The 26,590-nt window shown below is 67.2% G+C and carries 28 protein-coding genes; 15 read left to right on the top strand and 13 right to left on the bottom strand.

The annotated features are described in order from the left end of the window. Positions 1 to 8 precede the first annotated feature (8 nt). The 4 genes from WC585_RS06720 to WC585_RS06705 form a co-directional block, all read right to left on the bottom strand. The gene (locus WC585_RS06720; protein WP_373256901.1) at positions 9 to 269 is read right to left on the bottom strand and encodes a hypothetical protein; all 261 of its coding nucleotides are present in this window, start codon (positions 267 to 269) and stop codon (positions 9 to 11) included. Between the two features lie 15 nt (positions 270 to 284). After that, positions 285 to 647, bottom strand: coding sequence for a DUF1318 domain-containing protein (locus WC585_RS06715; RefSeq protein ID WP_373256900.1), 363 nt, complete (start codon positions 645 to 647; stop codon positions 285 to 287). Between the two features lie 17 nt (positions 648 to 664). After that, a complete protein-coding gene (locus WC585_RS06710; protein ID WP_373256899.1) occupies positions 665 to 850 on the bottom strand; it encodes a YnbE family lipoprotein in 186 nt (61 codons plus the stop codon). 83 nt (positions 851 to 933) lie between these two features. Continuing rightward, positions 934 to 4,167, bottom strand: coding sequence for a YdbH domain-containing protein (locus tag WC585_RS06705; protein WP_373256898.1), 3,234 nt, complete (start codon positions 4,165 to 4,167; stop codon positions 934 to 936). A 390-nt stretch (positions 4,168 to 4,557) separates the two neighbouring features. Between WC585_RS06705 and WC585_RS06700 the strand changes: the two genes are divergently transcribed. After that, entirely contained in the window at positions 4,558 to 5,910 is a 1,353-nt protein-coding gene (locus WC585_RS06700; protein ID WP_373256897.1) for a peptidoglycan DD-metalloendopeptidase family protein, read from the top strand. Positions 5,911 to 6,076: 166 nt separating this feature from the next. On the opposite strand, the gene WC585_RS06695 is transcribed toward WC585_RS06700, so the two are convergent. Then, on the bottom strand, positions 6,077 to 6,712 hold the full coding sequence (locus tag WC585_RS06695) for a glutathione S-transferase family protein (RefSeq protein WP_373256896.1): 636 nt from the start codon (positions 6,710 to 6,712) through the stop codon (positions 6,077 to 6,079). A 62-nt stretch (positions 6,713 to 6,774) separates the two neighbouring features. On the opposite strand from WC585_RS06695, the gene WC585_RS06690 reads away from it, so the two are divergent. Then, positions 6,775 to 7,665 (top strand): alpha/beta fold hydrolase, encoded by an 891-nt coding sequence (locus tag WC585_RS06690; RefSeq protein ID WP_373256895.1) that lies wholly within the window; start codon positions 6,775 to 6,777, stop codon positions 7,663 to 7,665. 21 nt (positions 7,666 to 7,686) lie between these two features. Here the strand turns inward: WC585_RS06690 and maiA are convergent, their stop codons facing one another. Both maiA and WC585_RS06680 read right to left on the bottom strand, forming a co-directional pair. After that, a complete protein-coding gene (gene maiA, locus WC585_RS06685; protein WP_373256894.1) occupies positions 7,687 to 8,319 on the bottom strand; it encodes a maleylacetoacetate isomerase in 633 nt (210 codons plus the stop codon). Then, positions 8,316 to 8,969, bottom strand: coding sequence for a fumarylacetoacetate hydrolase family protein (locus WC585_RS06680; protein WP_373256893.1), 654 nt, complete (start codon positions 8,967 to 8,969; stop codon positions 8,316 to 8,318). Before WC585_RS06680 ends, maiA begins: the two co-directional genes overlap by 4 nt. Before the next feature lie 145 nt (positions 8,970 to 9,114). Between WC585_RS06680 and WC585_RS06675 the strand changes: the two genes are divergently transcribed. Together WC585_RS06675 and WC585_RS06670 are read left to right on the top strand one after the other, a co-directional pair. After that, positions 9,115 to 9,495, top strand: coding sequence for a YqjD family protein (locus tag WC585_RS06675; RefSeq protein ID WP_373256892.1), 381 nt, complete (start codon positions 9,115 to 9,117; stop codon positions 9,493 to 9,495). Then, on the top strand, positions 9,495 to 9,896 hold the full coding sequence (locus tag WC585_RS06670; protein ID WP_373256891.1) for a hypothetical protein: 402 nt from the start codon (positions 9,495 to 9,497) through the stop codon (positions 9,894 to 9,896). The genes WC585_RS06675 and WC585_RS06670 overlap by 1 nt, the downstream gene beginning before the upstream one ends. Before the next feature lie 74 nt (positions 9,897 to 9,970). On the opposite strand, the gene WC585_RS06665 is transcribed toward WC585_RS06670, so the two are convergent. Both WC585_RS06665 and WC585_RS06660 read right to left on the bottom strand, forming a co-directional pair. Beyond that, the gene (locus tag WC585_RS06665) at positions 9,971 to 10,822 is read right to left on the bottom strand and encodes a metallophosphoesterase (RefSeq protein ID WP_373256890.1); all 852 of its coding nucleotides are present in this window, start codon (positions 10,820 to 10,822) and stop codon (positions 9,971 to 9,973) included. Further along, positions 10,822 to 11,778: a diacylglycerol kinase family protein gene (locus WC585_RS06660; RefSeq protein ID WP_373256889.1), complete on the bottom strand. Its 957-nt coding sequence runs from the start codon at positions 11,776 to 11,778 to the stop codon at positions 10,822 to 10,824. The genes WC585_RS06665 and WC585_RS06660 overlap by 1 nt, the downstream gene beginning before the upstream one ends. A gap of 171 nt (positions 11,779 to 11,949) precedes the next feature. On the opposite strand from WC585_RS06660, the gene WC585_RS06655 reads away from it, so the two are divergent. The 4 genes from WC585_RS06655 to WC585_RS06640 all read left to right on the top strand — a co-directional run bounded on the left by WC585_RS06655 (position 11,950) and on the right by WC585_RS06640 (position 15,872). After that, positions 11,950 to 12,297: a YMGG-like glycine zipper-containing protein gene (locus WC585_RS06655; protein WP_373256888.1), complete on the top strand. Its 348-nt coding sequence runs from the start codon at positions 11,950 to 11,952 to the stop codon at positions 12,295 to 12,297. Between the two features lie 127 nt (positions 12,298 to 12,424). Further along, a complete protein-coding gene (locus tag WC585_RS06650; RefSeq protein ID WP_373256887.1) occupies positions 12,425 to 12,877 on the top strand; it encodes an OmpA family protein in 453 nt (150 codons plus the stop codon). 85 nt (positions 12,878 to 12,962) lie between these two features. Beyond that, positions 12,963 to 15,170 carry a protein-disulfide reductase DsbD family protein gene (locus tag WC585_RS06645; RefSeq protein WP_373256886.1) on the top strand — a complete coding sequence of 736 codons (2,208 nt, stop codon included), beginning with the start codon at positions 12,963 to 12,965 and terminating at the stop codon, positions 15,168 to 15,170. Positions 15,171 to 15,182: 12 nt separating this feature from the next. Continuing rightward, on the top strand, positions 15,183 to 15,872 hold the full coding sequence (locus WC585_RS06640; RefSeq protein WP_373256885.1) for a thioredoxin family protein: 690 nt from the start codon (positions 15,183 to 15,185) through the stop codon (positions 15,870 to 15,872). Between the two features lie 21 nt (positions 15,873 to 15,893). Here the strand turns inward: WC585_RS06640 and WC585_RS06635 are convergent, their stop codons facing one another. Then, positions 15,894 to 16,370, bottom strand: a complete 477-nt coding sequence (locus WC585_RS06635; protein WP_373256884.1) for a hypothetical protein — start codon at positions 16,368 to 16,370, stop codon at positions 15,894 to 15,896. A 106-nt stretch (positions 16,371 to 16,476) separates the two neighbouring features. Here WC585_RS06635 and pgi point away from each other — a divergent pair, with 106 nt between their 5' ends. Next, positions 16,477 to 18,102, top strand: coding sequence for a glucose-6-phosphate isomerase (gene pgi, locus WC585_RS06630; RefSeq protein WP_373256883.1), 1,626 nt, complete (start codon positions 16,477 to 16,479; stop codon positions 18,100 to 18,102). A gap of 169 nt (positions 18,103 to 18,271) precedes the next feature. On the opposite strand, the gene WC585_RS06625 is transcribed toward pgi, so the two are convergent. Beyond that, complete coding sequence (locus WC585_RS06625) at positions 18,272 to 18,706, bottom strand: hypothetical protein (RefSeq protein WP_373256882.1); 435 nt, start codon at positions 18,704 to 18,706, stop codon at positions 18,272 to 18,274. A gap of 294 nt (positions 18,707 to 19,000) precedes the next feature. On the opposite strand from WC585_RS06625, the gene WC585_RS06620 reads away from it, so the two are divergent. The 4 genes from WC585_RS06620 (at position 19,001) to WC585_RS06605 (ending at position 23,877) form a co-directional block, all read left to right on the top strand. Next, positions 19,001 to 19,288, top strand: coding sequence for a co-chaperone GroES (locus WC585_RS06620; RefSeq protein ID WP_373256881.1), 288 nt, complete (start codon positions 19,001 to 19,003; stop codon positions 19,286 to 19,288). A 52-nt stretch (positions 19,289 to 19,340) separates the two neighbouring features. Then, a complete protein-coding gene (groL, locus tag WC585_RS06615) occupies positions 19,341 to 20,990 on the top strand; it encodes a chaperonin GroEL (protein WP_373256880.1) in 1,650 nt (549 codons plus the stop codon). A 125-nt stretch (positions 20,991 to 21,115) separates the two neighbouring features. Further along, complete coding sequence (locus tag WC585_RS06610; RefSeq protein WP_373256879.1) at positions 21,116 to 22,690, top strand: DUF1800 family protein; 1,575 nt, start codon at positions 21,116 to 21,118, stop codon at positions 22,688 to 22,690. After that, a complete protein-coding gene (locus tag WC585_RS06605) occupies positions 22,687 to 23,877 on the top strand; it encodes a DUF1501 domain-containing protein (protein WP_373256878.1) in 1,191 nt (396 codons plus the stop codon). The genes WC585_RS06610 and WC585_RS06605 overlap by 4 nt, the downstream gene beginning before the upstream one ends. Positions 23,878 to 23,880: 3 nt before the next feature. Here the strand turns inward: WC585_RS06605 and WC585_RS06600 are convergent, their stop codons facing one another. Together WC585_RS06600 and greA are read right to left on the bottom strand one after the other, a co-directional pair. Then, the gene (locus WC585_RS06600) at positions 23,881 to 24,033 is read right to left on the bottom strand and encodes a hypothetical protein (protein WP_292170095.1); all 153 of its coding nucleotides are present in this window, start codon (positions 24,031 to 24,033) and stop codon (positions 23,881 to 23,883) included. A gap of 75 nt (positions 24,034 to 24,108) precedes the next feature. Further along, complete coding sequence (gene greA, locus WC585_RS06595; RefSeq protein WP_373256877.1) at positions 24,109 to 24,585, bottom strand: transcription elongation factor GreA; 477 nt, start codon at positions 24,583 to 24,585, stop codon at positions 24,109 to 24,111. A gap of 46 nt (positions 24,586 to 24,631) precedes the next feature. Here greA and WC585_RS06590 point away from each other — a divergent pair, with 46 nt between their 5' ends. Beyond that, positions 24,632 to 25,864 carry an NAD(P)/FAD-dependent oxidoreductase gene (locus tag WC585_RS06590; protein WP_373256876.1) on the top strand — a complete coding sequence of 411 codons (1,233 nt, stop codon included), beginning with the start codon at positions 24,632 to 24,634 and terminating at the stop codon, positions 25,862 to 25,864. 10 nt (positions 25,865 to 25,874) lie between these two features. After that, positions 25,875 to 26,561 (top strand): hypothetical protein, encoded by a 687-nt coding sequence (locus WC585_RS06585; RefSeq protein ID WP_373256875.1) that lies wholly within the window; start codon positions 25,875 to 25,877, stop codon positions 26,559 to 26,561. The last annotated feature ends 29 nt before the right edge of the window (positions 26,562 to 26,590 follow it).

The following is a 26,590-nucleotide window of genomic DNA, read 5'->3' as shown; positions in this document are numbered from 1 at the left end:
CGATGGGCTCAAGCCTCGGGCGAGTTGCGCCCCGGCGTCAGGTCGGAGGTGTCATCGGCGCGGGCGTCCCATCCCTCGCGGTCGGAGCGAAAGGCCAGTCGCATCAGCACCCAGGTCAGGGCGACGGTGCCGGCGATGCCGAGGCTGAGCGCGATCCAGCCGTGGATCGGCAGTGTGCCGCCGCCGATGGCCATCCAGGCCGCACCGACCGCCACGGTCGAGACGACGGCGACGGCCAGGACGATCAGGAGCTGACGAACGGTGCCCACGGCGTCAGACCCGGCCTAGCGCTGGACCCACTGGCCCGAGGCGTTGCGGTACCACTGGCCCGAGCTGATGCGCGGCAAGACGATGGTCTCGAAGGCGCGGGCGGCGGCGACGTCGGGCGCGGTGCCGGCGGCCTGGGCGCTGCGGGCATAGGCGGCGCGGCGGGCTTCATTGGTCGCCTGGACGGCCTGGGTCAGCGAGCCGTCCGAGGACGGGGTGCGGAAACCGAGATAGCCGTCGGCCTGCTCACCCACGGTGCCTTGCGCCTTGGCGGCGTCGATCATGGACTTCTGGGCGGGGGTCTGGGCAAAGGCCGCGCCCGCGGCCACGCCGATGGCCGCAACGGCAGCCGTCACGACGAAGAGTTTGCGGAAAGACATGGCGGTCAACTTTCGCATCAGAACAGGTTGGGGTTTTCGACCAGGAGGTCCTGAAGCTCCTTGTCGAGGCGGACGCGCACGTCCGCGTCAAGTTTCGCATAGATCTGGATAGGGTCCACCTGCAGCCGGATCGTCGGCGTGCAGGCCGCAGTGGTCACGGCGGCGAGGCCCAGAAGGGCGACGGTCAAACGCGTCCGGTTCATGGCTGTGGTCTCCGGTCTCAAACTGTCGCCCCTGACTAACACCTTTCAGGGTGAATGGGTTCTGAACGGCCAAGGTGCCTTCATCAAGGCGTTTCGGCTGCGGGCTCAGTCGGGGCGGCGGCTTCGGGCTCCGGGTCTGGCTCCGTTCTGGGTGCACTCACCTCGCCGTTGCGCGAACGGTTCAGCTCCATCAGATCGCCTGCCAGCTCATTGGCGTTCAGTGTCGTATCCAGCGTCAGGTCGATGGCCGTGCCCGACGGCAGGGGAATGGGCCGGTTCAGGAACTCGCGGCTGATCAGGTCGGGAATGGTGACGCGCAGGTCTTGGTATTGCGGCGGTTCGTGACGGCCCTGGATGTGGAACAGCACGCCGATCCGGCCCTCGTCCAAGCTGTTGAGCTGGGCCGTCAGGACGTCGAAGGCCAAGTTCTCCATCGCCTGGAAGGCCAGGTCCTGAACGGTATTCGGTGGCACCTCGCCGCCTGCACCGCCGGCCTGGACGCCGGTCAGGGCGTCGCGCGAAATGGACAGGCGACCCGGCTGGACCGCCTCCATCGTGCCGGACTGGATGCGGATGCCGTTGGTCGGATCATAGGTATAGGGCAGCCGGCCCGAAACGACGGCATCCATCGTCACCTTGTCGGCAAAGCCGGAGTTGGCCACCACCTCGCCCAGCTGCACCCGGTCCAGGGTGATCACGCCGGAGAAGCCCTTGGAGATGTCCAGCGGCACGGCGAACGGCTCGACCGTCACCTTGCCGCCCGCGATGTTGATCTCTCCGCCGTCGATCATGAAGGCGTCGGCGGCCAGGTCGAAGGTGACGGCGACGTCCGTGATCGGCGCGACCGATTCCAAGGTGTCGATGGTCAGCCGCTGGTCCGGCGCGGTGACCAAGGGGGCCAGGCTGGTGAAGTCGACCGTGCCGCGCAGCCCCTTCACCGGACCACCGGGACTGACGAAGTCCAGGCCGGGGATGGTCAGGCGACCGGAGCTCGAGCCATCGGTGTCCGACGACCAGTCGATCCGGCCCTGAAAGCCGACCGAGCCGGTGGCGGGCGACTGGATGAAATCGGCGACCAGGGGGCTGAGGTCGTCGGGCTGAAGACCCGGCTCGGCAAAGACGATGGACGGCGCATCGATGGTCAGACCACCCGCCCCTGCCCGCCCGTCATGCGCCAGGGTCATGCGACCCAGGGCCGTGCCGCTGCGGGCCAGGTCGAAGGTGCCGGTCCAGTTTTCGTTGGCCAGGCGGGCCGAACCCTGGGCCGTGACCGGATTGAACCGGGCGGGGGTGGTGGCGTCGACAACAAGAGCCGAGGCGACCTGTGCCTCCAGCCCCACGCCGAACGGTCCCCCGGTCGCCACGAAGCTGCCCTTGGCGTCGGTGAAGTTCAGCGCAAGGAAAGGGGCCGCAGCGTCGAGGCCCGCAATGAGACCCTCCGCGCGCCAGCCGCCGTCGGCCACAGTGACGAGCGGGCGGTCGGCGGGACAGATCTGACCGGCGATCGTGGTGACGTCACTCTCGTCTAGTTCCAGCCGCTCGACCGTCAGGGGAATGCAACTCTCGGCCACATAGGTCAGACGGCCATTGGAGGAGGCCAGCTCGCCGCGCGTCTGCAGCGCAATGCCTCTTGCCAGGTCGAAGTCGAGCGCCGCGCGACCGTCCAGGGTGGCAGTAAAGCCACCGGGTGTCAGTCGCCAGGCCGGAATGTCGAAGGTGGCCTCCGGCAGGCCCTCACCGCGCGTTGCGGTCAGGGACAAAGCTCCGCCGCCCGCCTGACCATCGCGGGCGCTGAATATGGGGGTGGCAGCGGGGCGGAGCGTCAGCACGCCACCGTTGCGCGGTGTCAGCGTCGCAGGCCGGTCCAGCGTCACGCGGGTGGTGGCGGAAGACACGGCGACCGTGAACGCCGGGATGTCGACCGCGAAGTCGCCCAGCGCCCGCTTCATAGCCCCCAGCTCGGCAATGTCGTCCGACGCCGGAGGGCCGAACAGGGGCCAGGCCCCGCCCGCGCTGCGCAGCCGCCCGGTGCCCGTGACCCGGAAGCCTTGATCGACGACGGCGTCGAGGCTGACCGCCCCATCCACGCCGCTGAGAGAAAGCTCATCCCATGTCAGGCGGCGGGCCTGAAGCCTAAGAGGGGCCTGGAATTCTACGGCCTCGCCTCGGCCTCCGAGGGTGAAAACGCGCGAGGACAACCGCACCCCCTCGCCGTCCAGCCCCGCTCCCGACGCGCGGGCCGCCGTCATCTGCAGCGGGCCATCGACACGCCAGGCCAATCCGTCGGCATTGCGCGACAGCGATACCGGATTGCGCTCCAGCATCAGACGGGCACCGGTCGCGCTTGCGTCAGAGGCGTCGAGACGGGCCGCGCGGATGTCGGCCCTGGTCTGGCCCTCGATCGTGAAGGTTTCGATCCAGCCCCGCATCTGGCCGTCGAAACTCAGGCGGGCGCTGAGGTCACGCGCATCCGTCACGCCGGAGCGAAGCCGACGCGCCGCCACCACGGCCTGCACGTCCGCCGCCCCGTCACCACGGCGCGTTTTCAGGTCGGGATAGGGCACAGTACCGGTCAAGCTCAGGGACCCGGCCTCGGTCGACACGCCCGATACAGTCGCGGCATCCGCCGAGGCGCTGGCCCGCACATCGACCCGGTCGCCCGTCGTCGTCAATTGAACAGTGGCCTTCAGGCCCTGGGCCTGTATATCGCCGCTGCGCAGGGCCGTTTCGGGCAGGCGGGCGTTCAGCTGCATCAGCTTGCCATTGTCCACCCGCGCATCGGCCAGGACAGTGACGGGGCCATAGTCGGTGTCCAGCCGCAGACGCCCCTGTTCGACGATGACCAGCGGGCTACGACTGTCGGGGCGGGGTGGCTGGCCGGTGAAGCGATCGATCAGGGGATCGAGGGAGTCAAAGGTCAGATTGCCGTCACGAAATCCGGCCCGGACCACCGGGCGGATCAGCCGGATGCGGCTGGGCGTCACACCCAGGCCGGTGCGTGACCAGGGGGCGGCAACGGCGTAATCGACCTCGACCCGCTCGATGATCACGTCGGGGTTTGCCGGATCGCCGATGCGGATGCTGGCGACGATGCCGTCAAGTTCCACCCGCTCGACCTGCATGTCGGCGTCGATCCCCTGACGCTCCAGCCAGCCGATCAGGACCTCGCGCGTCGCCGCCCGGCGATTAAGATACAGCGTCGCCAGCAAGACCAGGACGATGGCGACGAACACGCCGAGGGCCAACCCCAGGCGTCGCCAGCCGCTTTTGCGCACGGTGGCCTTGGGTGGCGTCGGGCTATCGGAGTCCGTGTTCAAACGCGACATCCTTGAGAGTCATTCTCTGAACATACGTGGGGCAAGAGCGGCTCCGGAAACAGCATCAGGCCCGTTGCGAACGAACCACAGTAGAGTGTCAGATCAGCCACCTCTCCAACACTGCGCACCGCGTCCAGGCAAGAGAATCTTTGGCACTCACTGATCTTGAAGAAAACCCCGCGATTACTCGAAAGATGCGCGCCTGCCACACCCGGCGAACGGCGAAACTCACCGATGTTATCGCGGCGGTTAACAGTTTGTAACGTGCTGTCTTCCCATCATGGGACGGACGGGTTATAGGCCCCGTCTCGCAACGGGACAAAGTCACGTCGCGCAGTACCGATTACCAGTGGCTTGGCGCCGACCGGCGTCGTTATGTTTCGGGGACCGATGGCTCAGTTCGACCCACGTCGCCAACCGATGCGCATCGCGCCACACGCCCTCACGGCCGTGGCCGCGCTCTCGGTGGCGCTGTTCGCAGGACGTTCGTACCAACCCGCACAGGCGGAAGTGGTTCCGCCCCCCAGCGCATCCCAGATGGCCGCGATGGAGGCCAATGCCCTGGCCACGGCCAGTGCCCCTGACGGTCTTACCGCGCCCGAGGCCATTCCCGTCCAGATCCGCCGCGGCGAAACCTTCGAGCAGGCCGTGCGCCGCACCGGCATCGCGCCGGAAGAGGCCTCCGCCGTCGCCGCCACCCTGTCCAACGCCGTGGATGTGACCGCCATGCGCGCGGGCCAGAAGTTCGAAACCGCCATTTCACGTCCGCGCGGTGGCCGGGGCGATGCCCGCCTGATCGGCCTGACGATGCGCACCGGGCCGGCGACCCAGGTCACCGTGTCTCGCAGCTTTGACGGCGCTTTGCGTCTCCGGGCGCTGGAAGAGCGCGTTGCCCACGAGACCGTTGTCCTGAGCGGCAAGGTCGAGGGGTCGCTGTCCCGCACCGCCCGGCGCGAAGGCGTGCCCGCCGATATTACCAGGGTCGCCGGTCGCCTGTTCTCGCACAAGTTCGACATGGATCGCGACATCCAGTCCAACGACCAGTTCACCTATGTCTTTGGCCGCACCGTCACCGAGGCGGGCCGCACCATCGGCACCGACGGCCTGCTGTATGCCGAGCTGAAGGGCGTGGCCTTCTATCGCTTCCAGCCTGCGGGCGCGAAGGAAGCGCAGTATTTCGACGCCACGGGCAAGAACACCCGCTCGGCCTTCATGCGCACGCCGCTGGAGCGAGGCTTTCGTGTTTCCTCGTCCTTTGGTTTCCGCCGCCACCCGATCGCCGGCTATCGCAAGATGCACCAGGGCATCGACTTCGCCGCAGGCTCCGGCACACCGGTGGTGGCTCCTGCTGATGGCGTGGTCGTCGAGGCGCGTCGCTGGGGCGGCTATGGCAACTGGCTGCGTATCCGCCATTCGAACGGTCTGGAAAGCGGCTACGGCCACCTGTCACGTTATGCCTCCGGTATCCGTGCCGGTCAGCGCGTGCGTCAGGGTCAGGTCGTCGCCTATGTCGGCTCGACCGGAGCCTCGACCGGTCCACACCTGCACTATGAAATCTGGCGTGGTGGCCAGCGGATCAATCCCGCCGGGGTCCGTACCGAGGAAGGCACCGTCCTGGCCGGGGCCGATCTGAACGCCTTCCGCGCCGAAAAGGCCCGCATCGACCGCATCCGCGCCGCCGGCGGCGAACGCCGTCCGCAGGTTCAGAGCGCGGCGCTTCGGCCGGCGTCCACCCAAGGTTAATTCCGTCCCTCCTTGATCCGCTCATCCCGGCGAAAGCCGGGACCCAGTGCTTTGGATGATCAGTCGATACAATCCAGCATGGGCGGTGGTCCTGAGACGCAGGTGTCAGGCTGGACAGTACTGGATCCCGGCTTTCGCCGGGATGAGCGGAAAATATTCTGTTCGTTCAACTCGCCAGGGCCATCAGCGCGTCGTCGAGAGCCCGCGCCTGTCCCGCCGCCTCACGCGATTGCAGCCGGTCGGCATAGGCCTTGAACGCATCACGCTCGGGCAGGGTCTTGAACTGCAGACCCCAGACAATCTGGCTGCCGACATAGACATCGGCCGCCGAGAAATTGTCGCCCAATATCCATGGGCCCTTGGTCACCGCCGTCTCCAGTGCGTCGACCACCTGATCGAACGAGCCGTAGCCGACCATGCCGGACTTTTCCGTCGGGGCCAGCAGGCCCAACGACTTGGCCGTGACTGCCGCTTCCAGCGGACCCGCTGCAAAGAACATCCAGCGCAGATAGGTCCCGCGCCCGGGATCGTCGAAGGCCGGGGCCAGGCCCGCCTGCGGAAAGGCGTCGGCGAGATAGGCGCAGATGGCGGCGCATTCGGTGACCGTCACCCCGCGATGGGTGATCGCCGGCACCTTGCCCATCGGATTGATGGCCAGATAGTCGTCGCCCTTCATCGTCGTGCCGTAATCCAGAACCACGGTGCGATAGGGCTGGCCCACTTCTTCCAGCATCCAGCGGGCGATGCGGCCGCGCGACATCGGATTGGTGTAGAGGACGATCTCTTGTGGTGACGGGTTCATTTCGGTCTCTCCTGCGTTGTCCTTGAATGCGATCCTGGACGCGACCTTGGCACGACGGTGACATGACACATAGACGCGACATCCTGAGAGCGATCGGCGGCCTGACCCTGGCGGGCCTGGCCGCCCCTGCGGGCTGGGCCCAGTCGGCCTTTGCCTCACAGCGGATAGCGATCAGCTCGCGCGGGCAGGGCCCCGATCTGATCCTGATCCCCGGACTGGCCTCGACGGCCGAGGTCTGGCGCGGGACCGCCCAGCGGCTGGAGGGTCAGCGGCGGCTGCATCTGGTCTCGATCCGCGGGTTCGGCGACCTGCCGGCCCAGGCCAATGCCAGCGGGCCGATCCTGGCGACCGTTGCCGATGAGGTGCGCCGCTATATTGCCGAGCAACGGCTGGAGCGACCTGCCATCATCGGCCACTCCATGGGCGGACAACTGGGTCTGCGTGTCGCCGCCGATGCCGGGGATCGTGTGGACCGGGTCATGACGGTGGACTCCTCGCCGTTCTTCCCGGCCCTGATCAGCCCCCAGGCGACGACCCGCGATGTCGAGCCTCTGGCCCAAGTGGCCTATCAGGCCCTGCAGTTCCTCGGCGACGACGTCCTGCTGGCCCGCAGCCGCGCCATGGGTGTCGAGCTGGGCGGGGCCAGCGACGCCCTGTTCGGCTCCATAGGCTGGCAGGGCGGCGACCGTCGCGTGCTGGCCCAGGCGCTGTATGAGGTCATGACCGTGGACCTGCGCCCACGGCTGGCCGATGTTCGCGTGCCCGTTACCGTGGTCTATGGCTGGAGCCCGGACGACGCCTCACCGCGCAGCCGGGCCGACAGCCTGTTCCGGTCTGCCTATGCGCGCCTGCGCTCGCCCGCCACCTTCGAACGGATCGAGGGGGCCGAGCATATGGTGATGATCGACCAGCCGGACCGTTTCCTGGCTGCCGTGAACCGCTTTCTGGCTTGATGTTCCGGGACTGGAGCGCGGTCAGTCCGCGTCCGGTTGGCAGTCCGGATGGGCGGCGATGAAGGCGGGATGAGCCTGGGCGGCCGCGTCGATCGCCAGCAGCCGGGGATAAGCGTCCAGCGGGACATTGAACCGGTGCGCCGAGTAGATTTGCGGGATCAGGCAGGCGTCGGCCAGTGTAGGGGTGTCGCCAAAGCACCAGCCCTGTCCGTCGCGCTCTACCAGCGCCTCCAGCGCCGTGAAGCCCGGCGCGATCCAGCGCGCGGCCCAGGCATCGACGGCCGCCTGATCGGCCCCGAAATCCTCGCGCAGGCTCTTGCCGACACGCAGATTGTTCAGCGGATGGATGTCGCAGGCGATCAGCGCCGCCATGGCCCGCACCCGCGCACGAGTTAGCGGTTCGGACGGCAACAGCGGCGGCTGGGGATGGGTCTCCTCCAGCCACTCCAGAATGGCCGGGCTCTGGGTCAGGACCGCGCCGTCGATCTGTAGCGCCGGCACCATCCCCTGGGGGTTCAGGGCGACAAAGTCTGCCGCCTTCTGGGCGCCCGTACGCAGGTCGCGACCCTGCGTCTCATAGGCGAGGCCCTTCAGCGCCAGGGCGATACGGACGCGATAGGCGGCACCGGAGCGCCAGTAGCCATGCAGGATCATCGGGGCCTCACAGTGAAGGACAGGGGTGACAGGCCCGCGATCATAGCTTCGACCCGGTCGCCGGGCACCAGCGGGCCGACGCCCTCCGGCGTGCCGGTGAAGATCAGGTCGCCGGCTTGCACGTCCCACAGCGTCCGCGCCTTCTCCAGCACCTCGACCGGGCTCCAGACCATGTCGTCCAGCCGCCCGGACTGGCGCGTCTGGCCATTGACGGTCAGGGCGATCGCCGCCGCCGGATCAGGCAGGGCACCCAGCGTCAGGGCCCCGCAGGGCGCCGACTGGTCGAACCCCTTGGCCGCATCCCAGGGCCGCCCCTTGTCCTTGGCTGCCGCCTGAAGATCGCGCCGGGTCAGATCGCAACCCACCGCCCAGCCGATGATATCGCCGTCCTCTCCGATGGCGCACACCAGTTCGACCTCGTGGTGCAGATTGCCTGTCGCGGTCGGATAGGTGGGGTGGGCCCCGTCGGTGAGCAGGGCATCGGCCGGTTTGGAGAAGAAGAAGGGCTCGGCGCGCTCATGCCCCATCTCCCGGGCATGGGCGGCATAGTTCTGACCCACGCAAAGAATGCGGCGTACAGGAAAACGCTCGGTGCGCCCCGCGATCGGCAGGCCGGGTGTCTGGGCAGGCGGGAACAACCACTGTGTCATGTTGTTTTCCTAACTCGCCATTCCGGGAATCGCCACCAATCCGGGCGCGGCGTCGTGCTGCAATGCGGGAACCGCGACGGTGGAGTGGCGTTCCCTCGCAAGATTATCTATCTAACCGTCAAGCTTGACGACAGGAGCGCGCATCATGGCCAATAACAAGACAGCACGGGCAACCGTCAAAGACGACCTCAATACCCTGAAGGATGACCTCAAGGTTCTGGGAGCCGAAGAAAAGGCCGCACTGCGCGAGAAGGCGACCGCCGCCGAAGCCAAGGTTCGTGCCAAGGCCTCAGAGACAGAAACCAAGTTGCGGGAACAGAGCGAAGTGCTGCGCAAGCGGGCTCGCGGCTATTACGACACGGCCCGCGTGCGTGGCCGCGAATATTACGATGAAGCGTCCGAGCGCATCGACGAGGCCCAGCGTTATGTCGTCGAGCGGGTCCAAGAGCGTCCCATCCAGTCGACCGCCATCGCGCTCGGCGTCGGCGTCGTTCTGGGCATGCTCCTGTCGGGCCGTCGTCGCTGATGTTGGGCGGGGGGCTTGCCCGCGGGCTGGTTAAGAAGGCTGTCGCTGCCGCAGTCGCGGCCGGGGCGGGCTTCGTGGCGCTGGTCGCCTTGGGCGGGACGATCTTCTATGCCTTGTGCCTGGTCGTGCCGGCGATGGGTGCAGCCGCGATCACCTTCGCCATATTTGGTCTGATCGCTCTGATCGTCGCCCTGGTCTACCTGAAGGGTGATAGCGGCGATGAAGAGGATGACGAGCCCGTCGGCATGGGTCAGCGCGCATTTTCGCTGTTCCGCGAGCGCCCGATTCTGGGAGCCGTCGCGGCCTTGGCGGGCGGCTGGATCTTCCTCAGGAACCCGGCTTTGGCCACGATGGTCGCTGCCGCGTTCACCGAAAAGTCGCACGGACGCCGCCGGTACTAGCCACTGACTAGTGTCGAAGAATGAGGGCCGCAGGAGCAATCCTGCGGCCCTTGTCTTTGGCGTGGGGTCTCGATCTAGGTGGCGGCCATTTCCCTCTCGCCAGGAGCATTGGGATTCGGTGCTGTCGCCAGTTTCCGCGTGTCCTGACGGCGGGCCAGCTTCCACACGTCGCTGGGCTCGAACCGGTCACCCACCCAGGCCACGACGGTCACAGTAATGTGGTGAGCGTCCCATTCGATCTGGTTGAAGCTGGGCGGAGAGCCCCGCTCGCGATGCGACAGCGTCCCGCAGCCGACGGCATAGGAGCAGCGATCACCCAACGCGATCGGGAGAGCAAAAGGCACGTGGACATGGCCGGTCGTGATCAGGTCGACGCCCGCCTCGGCAAAGATCAGCGCCGCCGCATCGCCGCGTTTGACGTCGCCTGTCATGGGCGTGCCGATCATCTCGATCAGGGGATGATGGCAGGCCAGCACGCGAAGAGCGCCGACTGGAGCCTGGCGCAACGCTTCGGCAGCCTTTCGGGTCTGCGCCAGATCGATGACGCCCTTGGACCAGTTGGCGCGTGCTTGCCATCCCCTGGCGGTCACGACGCCGCGCACCATCACACCAGGGCTCAGGAACTGATGATCATGAGCGGGGTGACCCGTCGCCTTTTCAAAGGCCTTCCAGGGATGGAACAGCCGCGCGAACAGTCCCCAATACGGCACGTCGTGATTGCCGACGATAACGAAGCGTGGGTCCGGCATGCGGTCGATCCAGCGGGCCGCAGCCTCGAATTCGTCCGGCAAACCCTGCTGGGTAATGTCGCCCGTGATCAGAACCAGATCGGACGGATTGGCGTGGGCGTAGTCCAGGGCAGCTTCACAGGCCTGTTTGTGTTCGCACCCGAAATGGATGTCCGAAAACTGGAGGATGCGCCCCATCAGGCGGCATCCTCCACAGGGAGTGTGGGAGCCAGGGCCTTGAAGGCTTTCTTGACAAACTTCACCCTGGCCGTGGACTTAAGCAGGATCGGCTCGCCATCGATTACGGCCGGGATGCGCGAGCGGGCGGTGACCTCCACCTTGCGGGTCGCCTTGGTGGTCACGGCAGGATCGTTGCGCCAGTCATTAAGAACCGCGTGGGCGGCCAAGCGAAACGCCTGCGCCGCATCGGTCGGATTCATGGCCGCTGCCTCCAGTCCCGTATTCTCGTCCATGGCTTTGGAGATCATCGGGCTGATCAAGACCAGGGCCTCGGTCCGCTTCATGGCAGAGCCGTCCAGGGAGTAGCGAAGGCGTCCCGAGAACGCACGCTTCAACGCCTTGCGGGCGTGGGTCCAGGCCAGGCTGACCTTACCGGTTCGCATGGCTTCCCGAGCCGGGGCCCACAGGGCGGGGGCCCCCAGGATGGCCGCGCAATAGAAAGCCTGGGTGACGACCCCGTCCGAAACCTCGCCGCCCGCTACGTCCTGGGCTTCGCCCTGTTCCAGCGCCAGTCTGAGGGCGGCCTTCCAGTCGGCGGTGCCGTACAGGGCCTTGGGGAGCATGTTCATGGTTCCGCCCGGCAGCGGGGCGACCAACGGTCCATTAGGGCCCGCACGAGACGCGATCGTTCCGGCCGTGCCGTCCCCCGCCAGGACGAAAAGGGCGTCGGGGCAAGCCTCAATGGCGGTTCTGATCTGCTCATCGAACTGCCCGGGCTCCAGAGACACCACGCTTGCCTGGCAGTCATACTCCGAAAATATAGCCCCCGCTTCCTCGGCCGCCTGGTTGCTCACACTTCCCGACAGCGAGTTGACCAGCATGATCACGGTCTTGAGCGAGACATGGGGGGTCAGAGCCGGCAGCGGCGCTTCAGGGATTTCGGCAGGGCCGACGGGGATTTCAACGTCTGTCATGTCCGCCCGAACGCCCTCGTCTCGCCGATGTTCCGGCCCCTGCTTTACGCTGACTATGTCATCCAGGCGAGCAGACCGCTACCGCCACAACAACCTTGACCATTGGGGGAACCGGGGTGCTAGCTTGGCGTTGTGACGACAGGGGCGAACCCGGGAACAAAGGATTTCACCATGAAAAAGGCAATTCTCGCCATTGCTGCAGCCGGCATGATGGCCAGCGCCTGTGCCAGCGACGGCTACGGCGGCAGCGGCGTCAATGAAGCGACCCGTCAGGGCGCAATCGGTGCCGGTATCGGCGCTGTCGCCGGTGCCATCATCGGCAACAACGTGGGTGGCGGCAATGCCGCAACCGGCGCGCTTATCGGCGGTGCCGTGGGTGGTGTGGCCGGGGCCGTGCGCGGCTCCAGCCAGGACCGCGCCAACCAGCAGCGTTACCGCGACAACAACGGCGGCTACTACTACTGCTACGATGGCCGTCAGAACGAATGCTACTGGGAAAATGGTCAGCGTCGCCGCTAGACCCATCCTGTAGACTGGTTTGAAGAGGGCGGCGGGTCGAAAGACGCGCCGCCCTTTTTGCGATTGGGCACTGGCGCAGTTCGCTGCGGGCTGCGACGGTGGTGAAGTGAGTATGGAGGGTGGGCTTGTGAGAGTATTTCTGGTGGGCGGACTGGTCGCGGTCGGGCTGACGGCGGCAGGATGCAATCTGGCCCCGACGATGAGCCGAAGCGACATCGTGGCGGAGCCGTCGGCGTGCACGACGAAGCGGTTCGAAGTCTATTTTGCCGAGGGTGAAGCCAGGCTGACGGATGTGGCGCGCCAGGCCATCGGCCTGACGGCGACGCAGCTTCAGGGTTGCCGCATCGACAAGGTGCAGGTGATCGGCCTGGCGGATGCCAGCGGCGGGCACAGCGCCAACCAGACGCTATCCGAACGCCGTGCCATCGCCGTCGTCGAAGCCTTCGAAGCGGCGGGTTGGCCCGCCCCGGTGTTCGATGTGGATGGCGTTGGCGATCAGGGGGCCGCCATGCCCGGAGGCGTTAACGAACCCATGCGGCGTCGCACCGAGGTGCTGGTCGAGGCGTCACCACGAACCTGAGGCGTGACGCCGCGCAAGCGGCGGGGTCGGTGGACGCCAGGCTACGCGGACGACTAAGGTCGCCCGGATGCGTTCCGGAGGCCGCGTGAGACCTTTTGCCCGTCTGTTGATCCTGCTGGCCTTGTGCCTGTCGCCCTTGCCCGTTGTGGCGCAGGCGACTGCGCCCCAGGCGACAGCAAGCCGTATCGCCGGGCCGGGCCCCCAGAGAACCGACCGGATCGAGGCGGAACTGGTGCCGATGTCTGCCTGGGCGACCCCTGGTTCCACAGCCGTGGTGGCTGTGAAGCAGACCATCAAGCCGGACTGGCATACCTACTGGCGCAATCCCGGCGATTCCGGCGGGGCGACAACCCTGAGCTGGAACCTGCCTGCAGGTGTCACGGCGGGCGAGATCGTCTGGCCCGTGCCTGAGCGCCAGCGGCTGTCGGGGCTGATGAACTATGGCTATTCCGGCGCGGTCTATCTGCCGGTGCCGATCGAGATACCGGCCAGTGCGCGCCCAGGCACGACCCTGCGTTTGACCACCCAGGCCCTGTTCCTGGTTTGCAGCGCAGAGATGTGCGTGCCGGACGAGCTAACCCTGGTGCTCGACCTGCCCATTCGAGACGGAGCCGCGCCGCTGGATCCGGAACACGGCAAGGCCATCCAGACGGTCCTTGAGAATGCGCCACGCCCGGCCGGAATCGAGGCGCGGATCGTCCTTGAAAACGGTCAACTCACCCTGACGGCATCGGGAGGGCCGCTGGTCGGCCAGAACCCCGGGCCCAGCTACTTCTTTCCCTTCGGCAGCGGGGTGATCAGTCATCCGGCCCCCCAGACCGGGGCCTGGGGCCCTCAAGGCCTGACGCTTCGCCTGACGCCTGGAGGTGCGACGCGCGCCGCTGGGATCACCGAACCCGTTCAGGGCATCCTCGTCACCGCCCAAGGCGCATTCGAAATCACGGCCCAGCCTGGCGGCACCCTGCCCGGCGCGACCGGTTCGGGATCGCTGACGGCGGCACCCGACGCCGCTTCCGAGAGAGCAGCCACCAGCCCCCCGGACACTGGTCTGGCCGTCTTCTTCCAAGCCCTGCTGTTCGCCGTGCTGGGCGGGTTGATCCTGAACCTGATGCCCTGCGTCTTCCCCATTCTGGCGATGAAGGCCGCATCCCTGGCGTCGGCGGCGCACCATCCCGCTCATGCGCGCCGCGACGGCCTGGCCTTTCTGGCCGGCGTCCTGACCACCTTCCTTCTGCTGGCCGGGTTGCTGCTGACGCTGAGGGCGGCGGGTGAGGCGGTAGGCTGGGGCTTCCAGCTGCAATCGCCCCCGGTCACGGCGGCTCTGGCCCTGCTGATGCTGGCGGTCGCGCTGAACCTGTCCGGGGTCTTCCATATCGGCGCAGGCCTGCAGGGCGCGGGGTCCGGGCCTCTTTCGCGCTTGCCCGGCGGCGTGGGGGCTTTTTTCACCGGCGTGCTGGCCGTGATCGTGGCCGCGCCTTGCACCGCCCCCTTCATGGCCTTTGCGCTGGGAGCGGCGCTTGTGATGCCATGGCCGCTGGCGCTCGGCGTGTTCCTGGGTCTGGGCCTGGGCCTGGCCCTGCCCTTCGTGATCGTCAGCGTGACGCCCGGCCTGTTGAGCCGCCTGCCGCGCCCCGGTCCGTGGATGGAGCGTCTGAAGGGCCTGCTGGCCTTTCCCATGTATGGCACGGCCCTTTGGCTGGCCTGGGTGTTCGGAAGACAGACAGGCACCGACGCCTTGGGCCTGTTGTTCGTGGCGGGTTTGCTGCTGGCGGCGGGGGTCTGGCTGATCGGGGGGGGGCAGGCGGAACGAACCGCAGGTCGGCGCGGCCTTCTGCATCTGACCGCGGGTATCGTCAGCCTGATGCTGGCGGGCGGGGCATTGTTTCTGGCCGCGCGCACACCAGTCGCGCCCGACGAGGCATCCGCCACTGACAGCGGCACGACACTGGCCAGCGCGGCGTGGTCCGAAGCGGCGGTTCAGTCTGCAATGGCCGAGGGCCGTCCGGTACTGGTCAACTTCACCGCCGACTGGTGCGTGACCTGCAAGATCAATGAGCGAACCTCGCTGTCGTCCGCCAAGGTTCAGGGAGCGATGGAACAGGCCAATGCCGTCTATCTGGTCGGTGACTGGACCCGGCGCGACGACGTCATCGCCGCAGAATTGCAGCGGCACGGCCGCTCCGGCGTTCCGCTGTATCTGTTGTATTCACCAGGCTCGTCGGAGCCGCGCATCTTGCCCCAACTTCTAACCGAGGGGGTCGTCATCGACGCCCTGGACGATGTCCGCCCCTAGAAGGAGTTCGTCATGAAACATCTTACCGCTATCTCCATTGCAATACCCGTTGCCGCTGCGGCCTTTTTCCTCAGGGCCTGTCAGCCGCCGACCACCGCTCCAGACAATGCGGAAACGCCCGCGCCCGTCGCGACAACCGCCACCACGCCGCCGTCGGCCGGTCAGGCCGCGCCGGCCTTCACCCTGGTCGATGCCGAGGGGACGCCGCGCTCCCTGGCCGACTTCCGCGGCAAGACCGTCGTGCTGGAATGGACCAACGAGGGCTGTCCCTATGTGATCAAACACTATTCAGGGGCCATGCAGGCGCTGCAGCGCGAGGCGGTGGCCGACGGCGTGATCTGGCTGACCATCATTTCATCGGCACCGGGCACCCAGGGGTTCGTCGAGGGTCAGGCCGCGCGGGAATGGCGGACGCGCACCAATGGCGCCTCGACCCATCTGCTGCTGGATCCGACCGGAGAGGTCGGCAAGCTGTTCGACGCCAAGACCACGCCAGACATGCGGGTGATCGATGCCGACGGCATCGTGCGCTTCGTCGGCGGGATCGACGACCGGCCCACCAACAAGGTCGAGGACCTTGACGGCGCCAACAACTACGTCCGCGCCGCCCTGGCCGATATGGAGGCGGGCCGCCCGGTGCAGACGGCGTTCGCCACGCCCTATGGCTGCTCGGTCAAATATCCGGAGACGGTGGAGGGCTGAGGCCCTCCGCACCCGGCCCGATCAAACCTCCGGCTGAGGCGGGGCGGTGATCACTTCGACGTTGTCGTTGAGCAGATAGGCCAGTTCGTCGAGGGCGACGCGGCGCTCGGCGGAGGTGGCGGCGGTCTCGACGGCCGCAACCTTCTTGGGCATGTCCTCGGAGATGCCGCGCAGGATGCATTTCAGGTCGCCGTCGATGCCGCGCTCTTTCAGGATCAGGTGACCCTGCATGTCCATCTCGGCCAGGGCATTGGCCTGGACCTTGAAATCGGCGAAGGCAGCGCCGTTCAGAAAGCCGTCCTGATCAATCAGGCCCGAGGTGCCCCAGCCCTCGACCATCGTCTTCAGCGTGGTCGAGCGGGTCACGATGTCGACGAACAGGGGCTCGCCCGCAACCGAGACCGGAGCCGACGCCAAGGCGGGCGGCTGGGCTGCGGCCAGGGCTACATTCGGATCGCTGAGCAGGAGGGAAACGGCCAGGGCGACACCACAGGACATGGCGAACCTCATCTCTATTCAGGCCGATTCACGATTCGGCGGTTGAACCCCTCTACGCCTCACCCGTAAACGAGGGTTTACCCGACCCCTTTTCAGAGTGCCGCCGATGACCCCCCGCACCCAGGCCCTGGACATGCTTCGCGCCGTCGCTCGCAAGGACGAGGGCACCCGTATCGTGCACCAGTTCGCCACCGATCCTGGCCGGGTGCAGCGCATGGGCATCGAGGCGGCGGGACTGTATCTCGATGTGTCGAAACAGTCGTGGAGCCTGGAGGGCTTCGAGGCGGCACTGGACCTGGCGCGGACCTGCGACATCGAAGGGCGACGCGACGCCCTGTTCGCGGGCGAAGCGGTCAATGTCACGGAAGGGCGGGCGGTGCTGCACCCCGCACTTCGTGCCGCCGACGATGCCGACTTTCATGCCCTGGGCGAGCCGGTCTCGCAGGAAGTGGCCGAGACCCGCAACCAGATCGCCACCTATGCCCAGGCCATCGGCTCGGGGGCCGAGGTCGGGGGCACGCGCCAGCCGTTCAATGCCATCGTCCACATCGGCATCGGCGGATCGGATCTTGGGCCGCGTCTGCTATGGGAGGCGCTGAAGCCGCTGGAGCCGACGATCCAGTTGCGGTTCGTGGCCAATATCGATCCGCGAGACATGGCCGAGGCCTTGTCGGGTCTGGACCCGGAGACGACGCTGGTCGTGGTTGTGTCCAAGACCTTCACCACCCAGGAAACACTGGCCAATGCCGAACTGGCCAAGGCCTGGCTGGCCGAAAGCCTGTCGCCGCGCCGCATGGTCAAGCATCTGGTCGGCGTCACGGCCGCGCCGGAGAAGGCCGAGGCCTGGGGATGCGGGCGCACATTCGGGTTCCGCGACTGGGTCGGCGGGCGCTATTCCCTCTGGTCGTCGGTGTCCCTGTCGGTCGCCGTGGCCCTTGGCTGGGACGTCTTCCAGCGCGTGCTGGACGGGGCGCGGGCCATGGACCAGCATTTCCTGGAGGCCTCGCCCGAGGTCAATGCGCCGATCGTGCTGGCCATGGCCCAGATCTACAATGTCGAGGGTCGCGGGAGACACGCCCGCACCGTCGCCCCCTATGCCCACGGCCTGCGCCGCCTGCCGGCCTTCCTGCAACAGCTGGAGATGGAGTCGAACGGCAAGCGGGTGAAGCGCGACGGCGCCCCCGTCGATACGGCGACCGGCCCCATCGTCTTCGGCGAACCGGGGACCAATGGCCAGCACGCCTTCTTCCAGCAGATCCATCAGGGACCACAGGTGGTCCCGGCCGAGTTCGTGGTGGTCGGTCATACATCCAAGGCCGCCGTCGATGATCGAGAGGGCGATGCGCCCCTGTGGTCCAATGCCCTGGCCCAGGCCCAGGCCCTGATGATCGGCAAGACGGCAGCCCAGGCGCGGGCCGAACTGATCGCGGCCGGCGCGGACGAGGCCGAGGCGGACCGTCTGGCCTCGCACAAGACCTTTCCCGGCGACCGGCCATCCACGACGATCGTGATGGACGCGCTGACACCCGAGGCGGTCGGGGCGCTGCTGGCGCTGTACGAGCACAAGACCTTCGTCGAGGGCGTGATCTGGGACATCAACAGCTTTGACCAGTGGGGCGTGGAACTGGGCAAGCAACTGGCCAGGGCGGTGCTTGAAGACGTGCGCAGGGGCGAACCTTCGCCGGATCTGGACGCCTCGACGGCGGAGCTGATGAAGCGGTTGCTGGTCTGAGGAGCGCGGACCTCCAGGTCCGCATCTTGTCAGAGGCGATGCAAGAGCGGACCTGGAGGTCCGCGCTCCCTGTTAGCTCTGCCCACGCAGAAAGGGCGGAGACCCGAAGATCCCCGCCCCTTCCTCGCCTTCAACGGCCGGTCCTACTCACGCGACCGGCAGGAGGCTGTTACCAGCGACGATCGTAACGATAGTCCCGGTTATAACGGCGATTGTCGCGACGGTCGTAGCGATGCTCGCGGTAGTCGCGGCGCTGTTCCCAGCGCGGATCGCGGCTGTTGATACCGTGCTCGCGTTCCCAGTGACCCTGGTTCCGGTAGCAGCGGCCGCCGCGGTAATATTCGCAGCCCGAACCACGGTTTGAGGCGGTGGCACCCAGGGCAGCACCGGCCAGGGCACCCCCGGCGATGTAGGTCCCGTCGCCCTGACCGATCAGGGCCCCGGCGAGGCCACCGACCACGGCACCGACCACGGCGTCGCGGCCCGTGTTGTTGTCGCGGTCGCGGTAGCTCTGGGCATCGGCAGGGCTGGCCGACATCAGGGTGACTGCCGCCGCACCGATCACGGCCGGCGAAGCGAGAGCGATCTTGGAAAACATGTTCATGATCATTCCTTCCGGACTATTTCGTGCGGCACCATGCCGAACATGAAATCACCCTAGAGGGTCGAGCCTGAACGCCCCGCGAGGTGGTCGTTCATTGCGCGTTCATCGCAAAGTCACGGCTCGGAGCCGGTTTGATCTGCCAATGCAGGCAAGAATGTCCGCCGGCGCTTGACGTGAGAGCGACCCCCTCCTACGTCCCCGACGCGTTAGCACTCTCGGGTGGCGGCTGCCAAAACGGCCGATCCGAGGGAACTGGCGAAGAAACCTTAGAAGACTTCATCGGAGAACACACAGATGGCGTTTCGTCCTCTCGGCGATCGCGTGCTGGTCAAGCGCGTGGAAGAAGAATCCAAGACCAAGGGCGGGATCATCATCCCCGACACCGCCAAGGAAAAGCCTCAGGAAGGCGAAGTCGTCTCGGTTGGCCCCGGCCTGCGCGACGAAAAAGGCGTGATCAATGCTCTGGAACTGAAGGCCGGCGACCGCATCCTGTTCGGCAAGTGGTCGGGCACCGAGGTCAAGCTGGAAGGCGAAGACCTGATCATCATGAAGGAATCCGACGTTCTGGGCGTGCTGTCCTAAGCACCCGCGTCGCCGACCTTTTCCCTGACAATTCAAGACTAGGAGCTGCCTCATGGCCGCCAAACAAGTAATGTTCTCCACCGATGCGCGCGAAAAGATGCTGCGCGGCGTCAACGTCCTGGCCAATGCGGTCAAGGTGACGCTGGGTCCCAAGGGCCGCAACGTCGTGATCCAGAAGTCCTTCGGCGCCCCGCGCTCGACCAAGGACGGCGTCTCGGTCGCCAAGGAAATCGAGCTGGAAGACGCCTTCGAGAACATGGGCGCCCAGATGATCCGCGAAGTCGCTTCGAAGACGAACGACAAGGCGGGCGACGGCACCACCACCGCGACCGTCCTGGCGCAATCGATCGTGCAGGAAGGCCTCAAGTCCGTCGCCGCAGGCATGAACCCGATGGACCTGAAGCGCGGCATCGACAAGGCGGTCACCGCCGTCCTGGCCGACATCAAGGCCTCGGCCAAGAAGGTCTCCAACAACTCCGAAATCGCCCAAGTCGGCACCATCTCGGCCAACGGCGACAAGGAAGTCGGCGAGATGATCGCCAAGGCCATGGAAAAGGTCGGCAACGAAGGCGTCATCACGGTTGAAGAAGCCAAGACCGCCGAGACCGAGCTGGATGTCGTCGAAGGCATGCAGTTCGACCGCGGCTACCTGTCGCCCTACTTCATCACCAACGCCGACAAGATGCAGGTCGAGCTCGAAGAGCCGATGATCCTGCTGCACGAGAAGAAGCTGTCGAGCCTGCAGGCCATGCTGCCGATCCTGGAAGCCGTGGTTCAGTCGGGTCGCCCGCTGGTCATCATCGCCGAAGACATCGAAGGTGAGGCCCTGGCCACCCTGGTGGTCAACAAGCTGCGTGGCGGACTGCGCGTCGCCGCCGTCAAGGCGCCTGGGTTTGGCGATCGCCGCAAGGCCATGCTGGAAGACATCGCCGTCCTGACCGGCGGCCAGGTCATCAGCGAAGACCTGGGCATCAAGCTTGAGAACGTCACCCTCGACATGCTGGGCAAGGCCAAGAAGGTCACGATCACCAAGGACGACACCACCATCGTGGACGGCGTCGGCGGCAAGCCCGAGATCGAAGCCCGCATCGGCCAGATCAAGAAGCAGATCGAGGACACCACCTCGGACTACGACAAGGAAAAGCTGCAGGAACGTCTGGCCAAGCTGGCCGGCGGTGTTGCCGTCATCCGCGTCGGCGGCTCTACCGAAGTGGAAGTGAAAGAGAAGAAGGACCGCGTCGACGACGCGCTGAACGCCACGCGTGCAGCCGTTGAAGAAGGCATCGTCCCCGGCGGTGGTATCGCCCTGCTGAAGGCGACCAAGTCGCTGGAAGGCCTGACGGGCGACAACGCCGACCAGACCGCAGGCATCGCCATCATCCGCCGCGCCATCCAGGCCCCGATCCGTCAGATCGTCGAAAACGCCGGCGTCGAAGGCTCCATCGTGGTCGGCAAGGTGCTGGAAAACAACTCCGTCACCTTCGGCTTCAACGCCCAGACGGAAGAGTACGGCGACCTGGTCGCCATGGGCGTGATCGACCCCGCCAAGGTGGTCCGCACCGCCCTGCAGGACGCCGCCTCCGTGGCCGGCATCCTGATCACGACCGAAGCCGCAGTCGCCGATGCGCCCAAGAAGGCGTCCGGCGGCGGTGCCCCCGACATGGGCGGCATGGGCGGCGGCATGGGCGGCATGGACTTCTGATCCACGCCCAGCTCACGCTGAACGAACAGGAGGGCGGGTCCAGCAATTGGGCCCGCCCTTTTTGCATCTGCGACGGACTCTTGCGCCTGCCCCGTGTCACTGTCGGGGCGACAAGGAGACGGTGGATGCGCCAGAGTCCTAGCCAGAATGCCAGTCTGAATGCGGCCATCGCCCTGACCCGGTTCGGGCTGGGTGCGGGCCCCGGCGAGATCGAGGCTGTCGGTAACGATGCGCGCGACTGGCTGGCGGCGCAGATCCGGCCCGATGGGGCACCCTCGCCTCAGGGCGACCTGCCGACCACTGACGAGCGGGTGCAGGACTGGCTGGCCTATCAGCAGACGGGTCAGCAACGGCGGCAGATTCGCCGACAGGAAGGTGCAGGCCCGCAGAACGCTTTACCGCCCGCGGCAAGGGCTCAGCCCATGGCCGAGGGCGCGGCGATGTCGGGCATGGCGCAGCAGGGGCAGACCCCGGCGCAGACGGCACCCCTGTCGGACGAGGCCCAGGCCGCCTTCGATGCGCGACGCGAGAGCCGGCGCGATCTGGCGCAGGAGACGGCGAGGGAGTTCGTGGCCCGGGCCGATCTGGGGGCGACGACGCCCGACGGGTTCGCAGAACGCTGGGCCCTGTTCTGGGCCAATGCCTTCACGGTCTCGGCAATAAAATTCCAGTCCGGCATCTTCATCGGCCCCTATGAGCGCGAGGCGATCCGGCCCCACGTGTTCGGCCGGTTCGAGGATCTGGTTCTGGCGACCGAAAGCCATCCCGCCATGCTGACCTATCTGGATCAGGCCCAGTCGGTGGGTCCGAACAGCGTCGCGGGCCAGAGGCGCAATGCGGGCCTGAACGAGAACCTGGCGCGGGAAATCCTGGAGCTTCATACCCTCGGCACCGACGGCGGCTATACCCAGGCCGATGTGACGGAACTGGCGCGGGCCCTCACCGGCTGGTCGATCCCCACCAATCGGGGCGCTGGCGGTCAAGGACGGGGCCAGAGGCGTCGAGGACGCCGGGGCGCCGCCCTGGCCGAACCCGCAAGCGAGAACGGCTTCGTCTTCCGCACCATCATTCACGAGCCGGGCACACGGACGGTGCTCGGCAAGACCTATGCAGAGGGTGGGGCCGAACAGGGCCGGGCCATCCTGCGCGATCTGGCGAATGCGCCCCAGACGGGCCGGCGTCTGAGCCACAATCTGGCCCGGCATTTCGTGGCGGACGAGCCGTCCCCCGCCCTGGTTCAAAAACTGGAAGCGGCCTGGACTTCGTCGCGCGGCGACCTGGCCCAGGTGGCCCGTGCCCTGATCGAGGCTCCGGACGCGTGGGAACCGCAGGCCACCAAGATCAAGACGCCCTATGAGTTCATCGTCTCCACCCACCGGGCGCTCGGCACCCGGCCGCAGCGCCCGCAGCCCTTGCAGCAGGCCCTGATCCAGATGGGGCAACCGGCCTTTTCCGCCCCCTCACCCGAGGGCTGGCCCGATACGGCGGCGGACTGGGCGGGACCCGATGCCCTGGTCAAACGCCTGAACTGGGCAAAGACGGTGGGCGATCGCGCCGCCGAAACCGACGCCGATGCCGTGGCCGCCGCCGCGCTAGGGCCGCGTCTGGGCGAGCGCAGTCGCCTGGCCATCGCCCGCGCCGAAAGCCGTCCCGAGGCCCTGACCCTGTTCCTGATGTCGCCGGAGTTCCAACGTCGATGACCCAGATGATCCATCTCAATCGTCGCCTGCTGCTGGGCGGTCTCGGGGCCGCTGGTGTCGGCCTGGCCTATGCCGGGCGGGTGGCGGCGCAATCCGCCTCGACCCGGCCCAAGCTGGTCGTCGTCATCGCGCGCGGGGCCATGGACGGGCTGTCGGTGACGGTCCCCTATGGCGATGCCAACTATCGCGCCTTGCGCGGGACACTGGCCATTGCCGCGCCCGGCGAGGCGAACGGGGCGATGGCCCTGTCAGAGGGCTTCGGCCTGCACCCGGCCCTGACGACCCTGCATCAGATGTATGGCGAGGGGCAGATGCGGTTCGCCCCCGCCGTCGCCATTCCCGTGCGGGTCCGCTCGCATTTCGACGCCCAAGATGTGCTGGAAAACGGCGGCGAGGGTCTGAGGGCTCAGTCCGATGGCTGGTTGAACCGCGCCCTGGTCTCTGCAGGTGGTCAGGGAACGTTGAAGGGCCTGTCGATAGGGGCCCAGACGCCGCTGATCCTGCGCGGCCGGGCCGAGACCTCCAGTTGGGCCCCTGGCGGTCAGGTCAAGGGCGAGGATCGCATCGCCTCGTTGCTTCAGGACCTCTACGTCGAGGATCCCATGCTGGGCACGAGCCTGGCGCGCGGGCTGGAGACCGAGGCGCTGGCCTCGGCCATGAGCGACGGCACGCCCCTGCGCCGCGCCGATGTGGCCGGTCTGGGCCAGGCGGTGGCGCGTCTGATGACGGGCGAACAGGGCGCCGATGTCGTGGCCCTGTCGGTCGATGGCTGGGACACCCACGCCCGCCAGAATGCGCAGATGCAGACCCGGCTGGACGGACTGGACGCCCTGATCGGCGGCATCCGCACCGGCCTGGGGCCGCAATGGAGCCAGACCGTGCTGGTGGTCGCCACCGAGTTCGGCCGCACGGCCCGCACCAACGGTACCCAAGGCACGGACCACGGCACGGCCTCGTCTCTGCTGCTGGCCGGCGGGGCGCTGAAGCCAGGCGGGCCCATCGGCGACTGGCCGACCCTGGCCGACAATCGTCTGTTCGAAGACCGCGATCTGGCCCCGACGCTGGACGTACGATCGGTGTTCAAAGGCGTGCTGCGCGATCACCTGGGCGTGGACCAGGCCGCACTGGATGCCCGGGTCTTCCCCGACAGTGCGGCTGAGGCTCCGGCCCTTACAGGGCTGGTCTAGGGCTCAGTCCTCTTCGAGCGGCGGCAGGCCGGCTTCCTTGCGGGCGGCGGCGGCGGCTTTCTTTTCGGCCTTGGCGGCAGCCTTCTCGGCGGCCTTCTTGGCGTCGGCGCGCTCGCGTTCCTGACGTTCGAAACTGTAGTTGGGCTTACGGGCCATAGATATTGGTCTCTCTATTTTCAGACAAGGTGGAGCAAGCGGGCGTCGGGGACAACCTCTGCCGTGATCGGAAGATCAATCGACGGCGACGATCTCGACCGTCTGACCCGCGATCACCGCCTCGTCGCCGACCTGTTTGCCCATCAGGGCGACCGACAGGGGCGAGACATGGCTGACGGAGCCGGCGGCCGGGTCGGCCTCGTCCTCGCCGGCGATGTGCCAGGTCTGGGTACGGCCATCCTCGCGCTCGATGGTGACCGAGCCCCCGAAACGCACGCGGCCCTCCGGCTTGGTTTCGACGAGTTGAGCCGTGGCGCGGCGGGCGGACCAGTAGCGCAGATCGCGCGTGGCGCGGGCCATGGCGGTGCGGTCGACCTCGATATCCCCGTGCGCCTGGGCCGCAGAATACGCGGCACGCGAGGAGGCCAGGGCGTCGTCGATCGCGGCCAGGCCCGCAGGCGTGACCAGATTCGGATGGGGCGAGATCGGGCGGTCGGGAAGATCGGCGGCCGTGGCCTCCAGATCCTCCTCGCGGGTGAAGGCAACGCTCATGGTACGGAAGATAGGCGTTCCGGGCGGTTGCCGCTAGGAAGACGACATGACCGATCCCGCCCCTTCCAAGTCCACCGTCCACGTCATCGGGGCCGGACCCGCCGGATTGATGGCGGCCGAACGGCTGGCGCGGGCGGGGGTGTCGGTCGTGGTGCATGACGCCATGCCGTCGGTGGGGCGCAAGCTGCTGATGGCCGGACGTGGCGGGCTGAACCTGACCCATTCGGAAGGGATCGAGGCCTTTACGGCGCGGTACCGCGAAGCGTCAGCGACGGCGGCCTCGTGGCTGGAGCGGTTCTCGCCGACACATTTGATTGGCTGGGCCGAGGGGCTGGGCCAGCCGGTGTTCACGGGGTCGTCGGGTCGGGTCTTTCCGCGCGCGATGAAGGCCTCGCCGCTGCTGAGGGCCTGGCTGGGACGACTGGCGGAGTTGGGGGTCGAGGTGCGAACGCGCTCGCGCTGGGTCGGACGCAGGGGCGGTGGCTTCGTTTTTGCCACGCCCGACGGAGAGCGGATCGAGCGGCCTGATGCGGTGGTGCTGGCGCTGGGCGGAGCCAGCTGGCCGAGACTGGGGTCTGACGGAGCCTGGCGCGAGGGACTGATCGCAGACGGCGTCGAGGTCGCGCTGTTCCGCCCCTCCAACGTCGGCTTCGATGTGGGCTGGAGCGAGATTTTCGCCGAGCGTTTCGCGGGCCAGCCGCTGAAGCCCATCGCCCTCACTCATGATGGCGAGACGGTGCGTGGCGAGGCGATGATCACCCGCTATGGGCTGGAAGGCGGCGTGGTCTATGCCCTGTCGGCAGGCCTGCGCGACGCCATCGAACGGGACGGCACCGCCAGCGTCGTGATCGACCTGCGTCCCGACCTGAGCGAGGAGGCTCTGGCCCAGCGGCTGGCGAAACCGCGCGGCAAGGACAGCGTGACCAACTGGCTGAGGAAGGCGGGGGGTCTTTCACCGGTGGCGGTCGGCCTGCTGCGCGAGATTCCCGGAGACCTGCCGCTGGGCACCGAAAAACTGGCCAAGCGGATCAAGGCGGTGCGCCTGACCCTGACCGGGGTGCAGGGGCTGGAGCGGGCCATATCGTCGGCGGGCGGCGTCCGTCTGGATCAGATCGACGACGGCCTGATGCTGAAGGCCCTGCCCGGTGTCTTCGTGGCCGGAGAAATGCTGGACTGGGAGGCCCCGACCGGCGGCTATCTGTTGCAGGCGACGATGGCCTCGGGTGTCGTGGCGGCGGACGGGGTGCTGGCCTGGCTGGACCGGGCGCAGGCGGATTGAGGAGGACGGCATGCGCGGCATCGATCTGAGTTCGTGGGAAAACGTGGTGGCCAGTCTGGTCGGGCTGGCCCTGTTCGCCCTGATCGGGGTGGGCATCCGGTTAGTCATGATGATGACCTTCCAGCAGCGCCAGCAGCGCATGAACCGCCAGATCAACGAGCGGCTGAAGACGCTGATCGCGGCCTACAAGGTGCTGGGCGGATCGTTCACGGGCGACCTGGCCGTGGACCCGCGCCACATGCGCGACCTCAGGCGGGCACAGGCCGAAACGACCGAGGGCGCAGCCGCCGACGCTTCAGCCAATGGCTCCGACCGCGCGCGGCGCATCCGCGATGCGGTCGAGGCCGCCCTGTCCGACATCATCCTGCTGGGGACTGAGGAACACGTGCGACTGGCCCAGAGGGCGGCGCTCGATCTCGTGGAAGGGCGACCGGCGCAGATGCATGAGTTGGTCGTGTCGCTGAGAGACTTCATCCGCCATGCTCTGGACCTCGATCCCATTCCCGCTGGACTGGCGATCCCGGCGCAAGGGCCTTCGCGCCCGTCCGGCTCCAGCGGTGGCCGAGGTGGCGGCGGTCAGGGCGGCGGCGGTCAGGGCGGTGGAGGCGGCGGCGGTGGAGGCATGGGCGGAGGAATGGGTGGCGGCATGGGCGGCGGTGCCACGCTCGGAACCGAAGACCGCGCCAGTGCCGGGTGACGGCCCGCCTCGCCTTGGCTAGAACCCCC

It is taken from the genome of Brevundimonas sp. (genome assembly GCF_041648055.1).
Classification (GTDB): domain Bacteria; phylum Pseudomonadota; class Alphaproteobacteria; order Caulobacterales; family Caulobacteraceae; genus Brevundimonas.
The sequence above is the reverse complement of the archived record's forward strand: the minus strand, read 5'-3'. Positions and strand labels throughout refer to the sequence as shown.

Coding starts and splice junctions, on each gene's coding strand:
- WC585_RS06675 (WP_373256892.1), top strand. CDS start 9,115: ATGGCCAATAACAAGACAGCACGGGCAACCGTCAAAGACGACCTCAAT.
- WC585_RS06660 (WP_373256889.1), bottom strand. CDS start 11,778: ATGACAGACGTTGAAATCCCCGTCGGCCCTGCCGAAATCCCTGAAGCG.
- maiA (WP_373256894.1), bottom strand. CDS start 8,319: ATGATCCTGCATGGCTACTGGCGCTCCGGTGCCGCCTATCGCGTCCGT.
- WC585_RS06585 (WP_373256875.1), top strand. CDS start 25,875: ATGCGCGGCATCGATCTGAGTTCGTGGGAAAACGTGGTGGCCAGTCTG.
- WC585_RS06635 (WP_373256884.1), bottom strand. CDS start 16,370: ATGTCCTGTGGTGTCGCCCTGGCCGTTTCCCTCCTGCTCAGCGATCCG.
- WC585_RS06670 (WP_373256891.1), top strand. CDS start 9,495: ATGTTGGGCGGGGGGCTTGCCCGCGGGCTGGTTAAGAAGGCTGTCGCT.
- pgi (WP_373256883.1), top strand. CDS start 16,477: ATGACCCCCCGCACCCAGGCCCTGGACATGCTTCGCGCCGTCGCTCGC.
- greA (WP_373256877.1), bottom strand. CDS start 24,585: ATGAGCGTTGCCTTCACCCGCGAGGAGGATCTGGAGGCCACGGCCGCC.
- WC585_RS06655 (WP_373256888.1), top strand. CDS start 11,950: ATGAAAAAGGCAATTCTCGCCATTGCTGCAGCCGGCATGATGGCCAGC.
- WC585_RS06680 (WP_373256893.1), bottom strand. CDS start 8,969: ATGACACAGTGGTTGTTCCCGCCTGCCCAGACACCCGGCCTGCCGATC.
- WC585_RS06590 (WP_373256876.1), top strand. CDS start 24,632: ATGACCGATCCCGCCCCTTCCAAGTCCACCGTCCACGTCATCGGGGCC.
- WC585_RS06605 (WP_373256878.1), top strand. CDS start 22,687: ATGACCCAGATGATCCATCTCAATCGTCGCCTGCTGCTGGGCGGTCTC.
- WC585_RS06695 (WP_373256896.1), bottom strand. CDS start 6,712: ATGAACCCGTCACCACAAGAGATCGTCCTCTACACCAATCCGATGTCG.
- WC585_RS06625 (WP_373256882.1), bottom strand. CDS start 18,706: ATGAACATGTTTTCCAAGATCGCTCTCGCTTCGCCGGCCGTGATCGGT.
- WC585_RS06610 (WP_373256879.1), top strand. CDS start 21,116: ATGCGCCAGAGTCCTAGCCAGAATGCCAGTCTGAATGCGGCCATCGCC.
- WC585_RS06690 (WP_373256895.1), top strand. CDS start 6,775: ATGACACATAGACGCGACATCCTGAGAGCGATCGGCGGCCTGACCCTG.
- WC585_RS06620 (WP_373256881.1), top strand. CDS start 19,001: ATGGCGTTTCGTCCTCTCGGCGATCGCGTGCTGGTCAAGCGCGTGGAA.
- WC585_RS06710 (WP_373256899.1), bottom strand. CDS start 850: ATGAACCGGACGCGTTTGACCGTCGCCCTTCTGGGCCTCGCCGCCGTG.
- WC585_RS06600 (WP_292170095.1), bottom strand. CDS start 24,033: ATGGCCCGTAAGCCCAACTACAGTTTCGAACGTCAGGAACGCGAGCGC.
- WC585_RS06665 (WP_373256890.1), bottom strand. CDS start 10,822: ATGGGGCGCATCCTCCAGTTTTCGGACATCCATTTCGGGTGCGAACAC.
- WC585_RS06640 (WP_373256885.1), top strand. CDS start 15,183: ATGAAACATCTTACCGCTATCTCCATTGCAATACCCGTTGCCGCTGCG.
- groL (WP_373256880.1), top strand. CDS start 19,341: ATGGCCGCCAAACAAGTAATGTTCTCCACCGATGCGCGCGAAAAGATG.
- WC585_RS06700 (WP_373256897.1), top strand. CDS start 4,558: ATGGCTCAGTTCGACCCACGTCGCCAACCGATGCGCATCGCGCCACAC.
- WC585_RS06715 (WP_373256900.1), bottom strand. CDS start 647: ATGTCTTTCCGCAAACTCTTCGTCGTGACGGCTGCCGTTGCGGCCATC.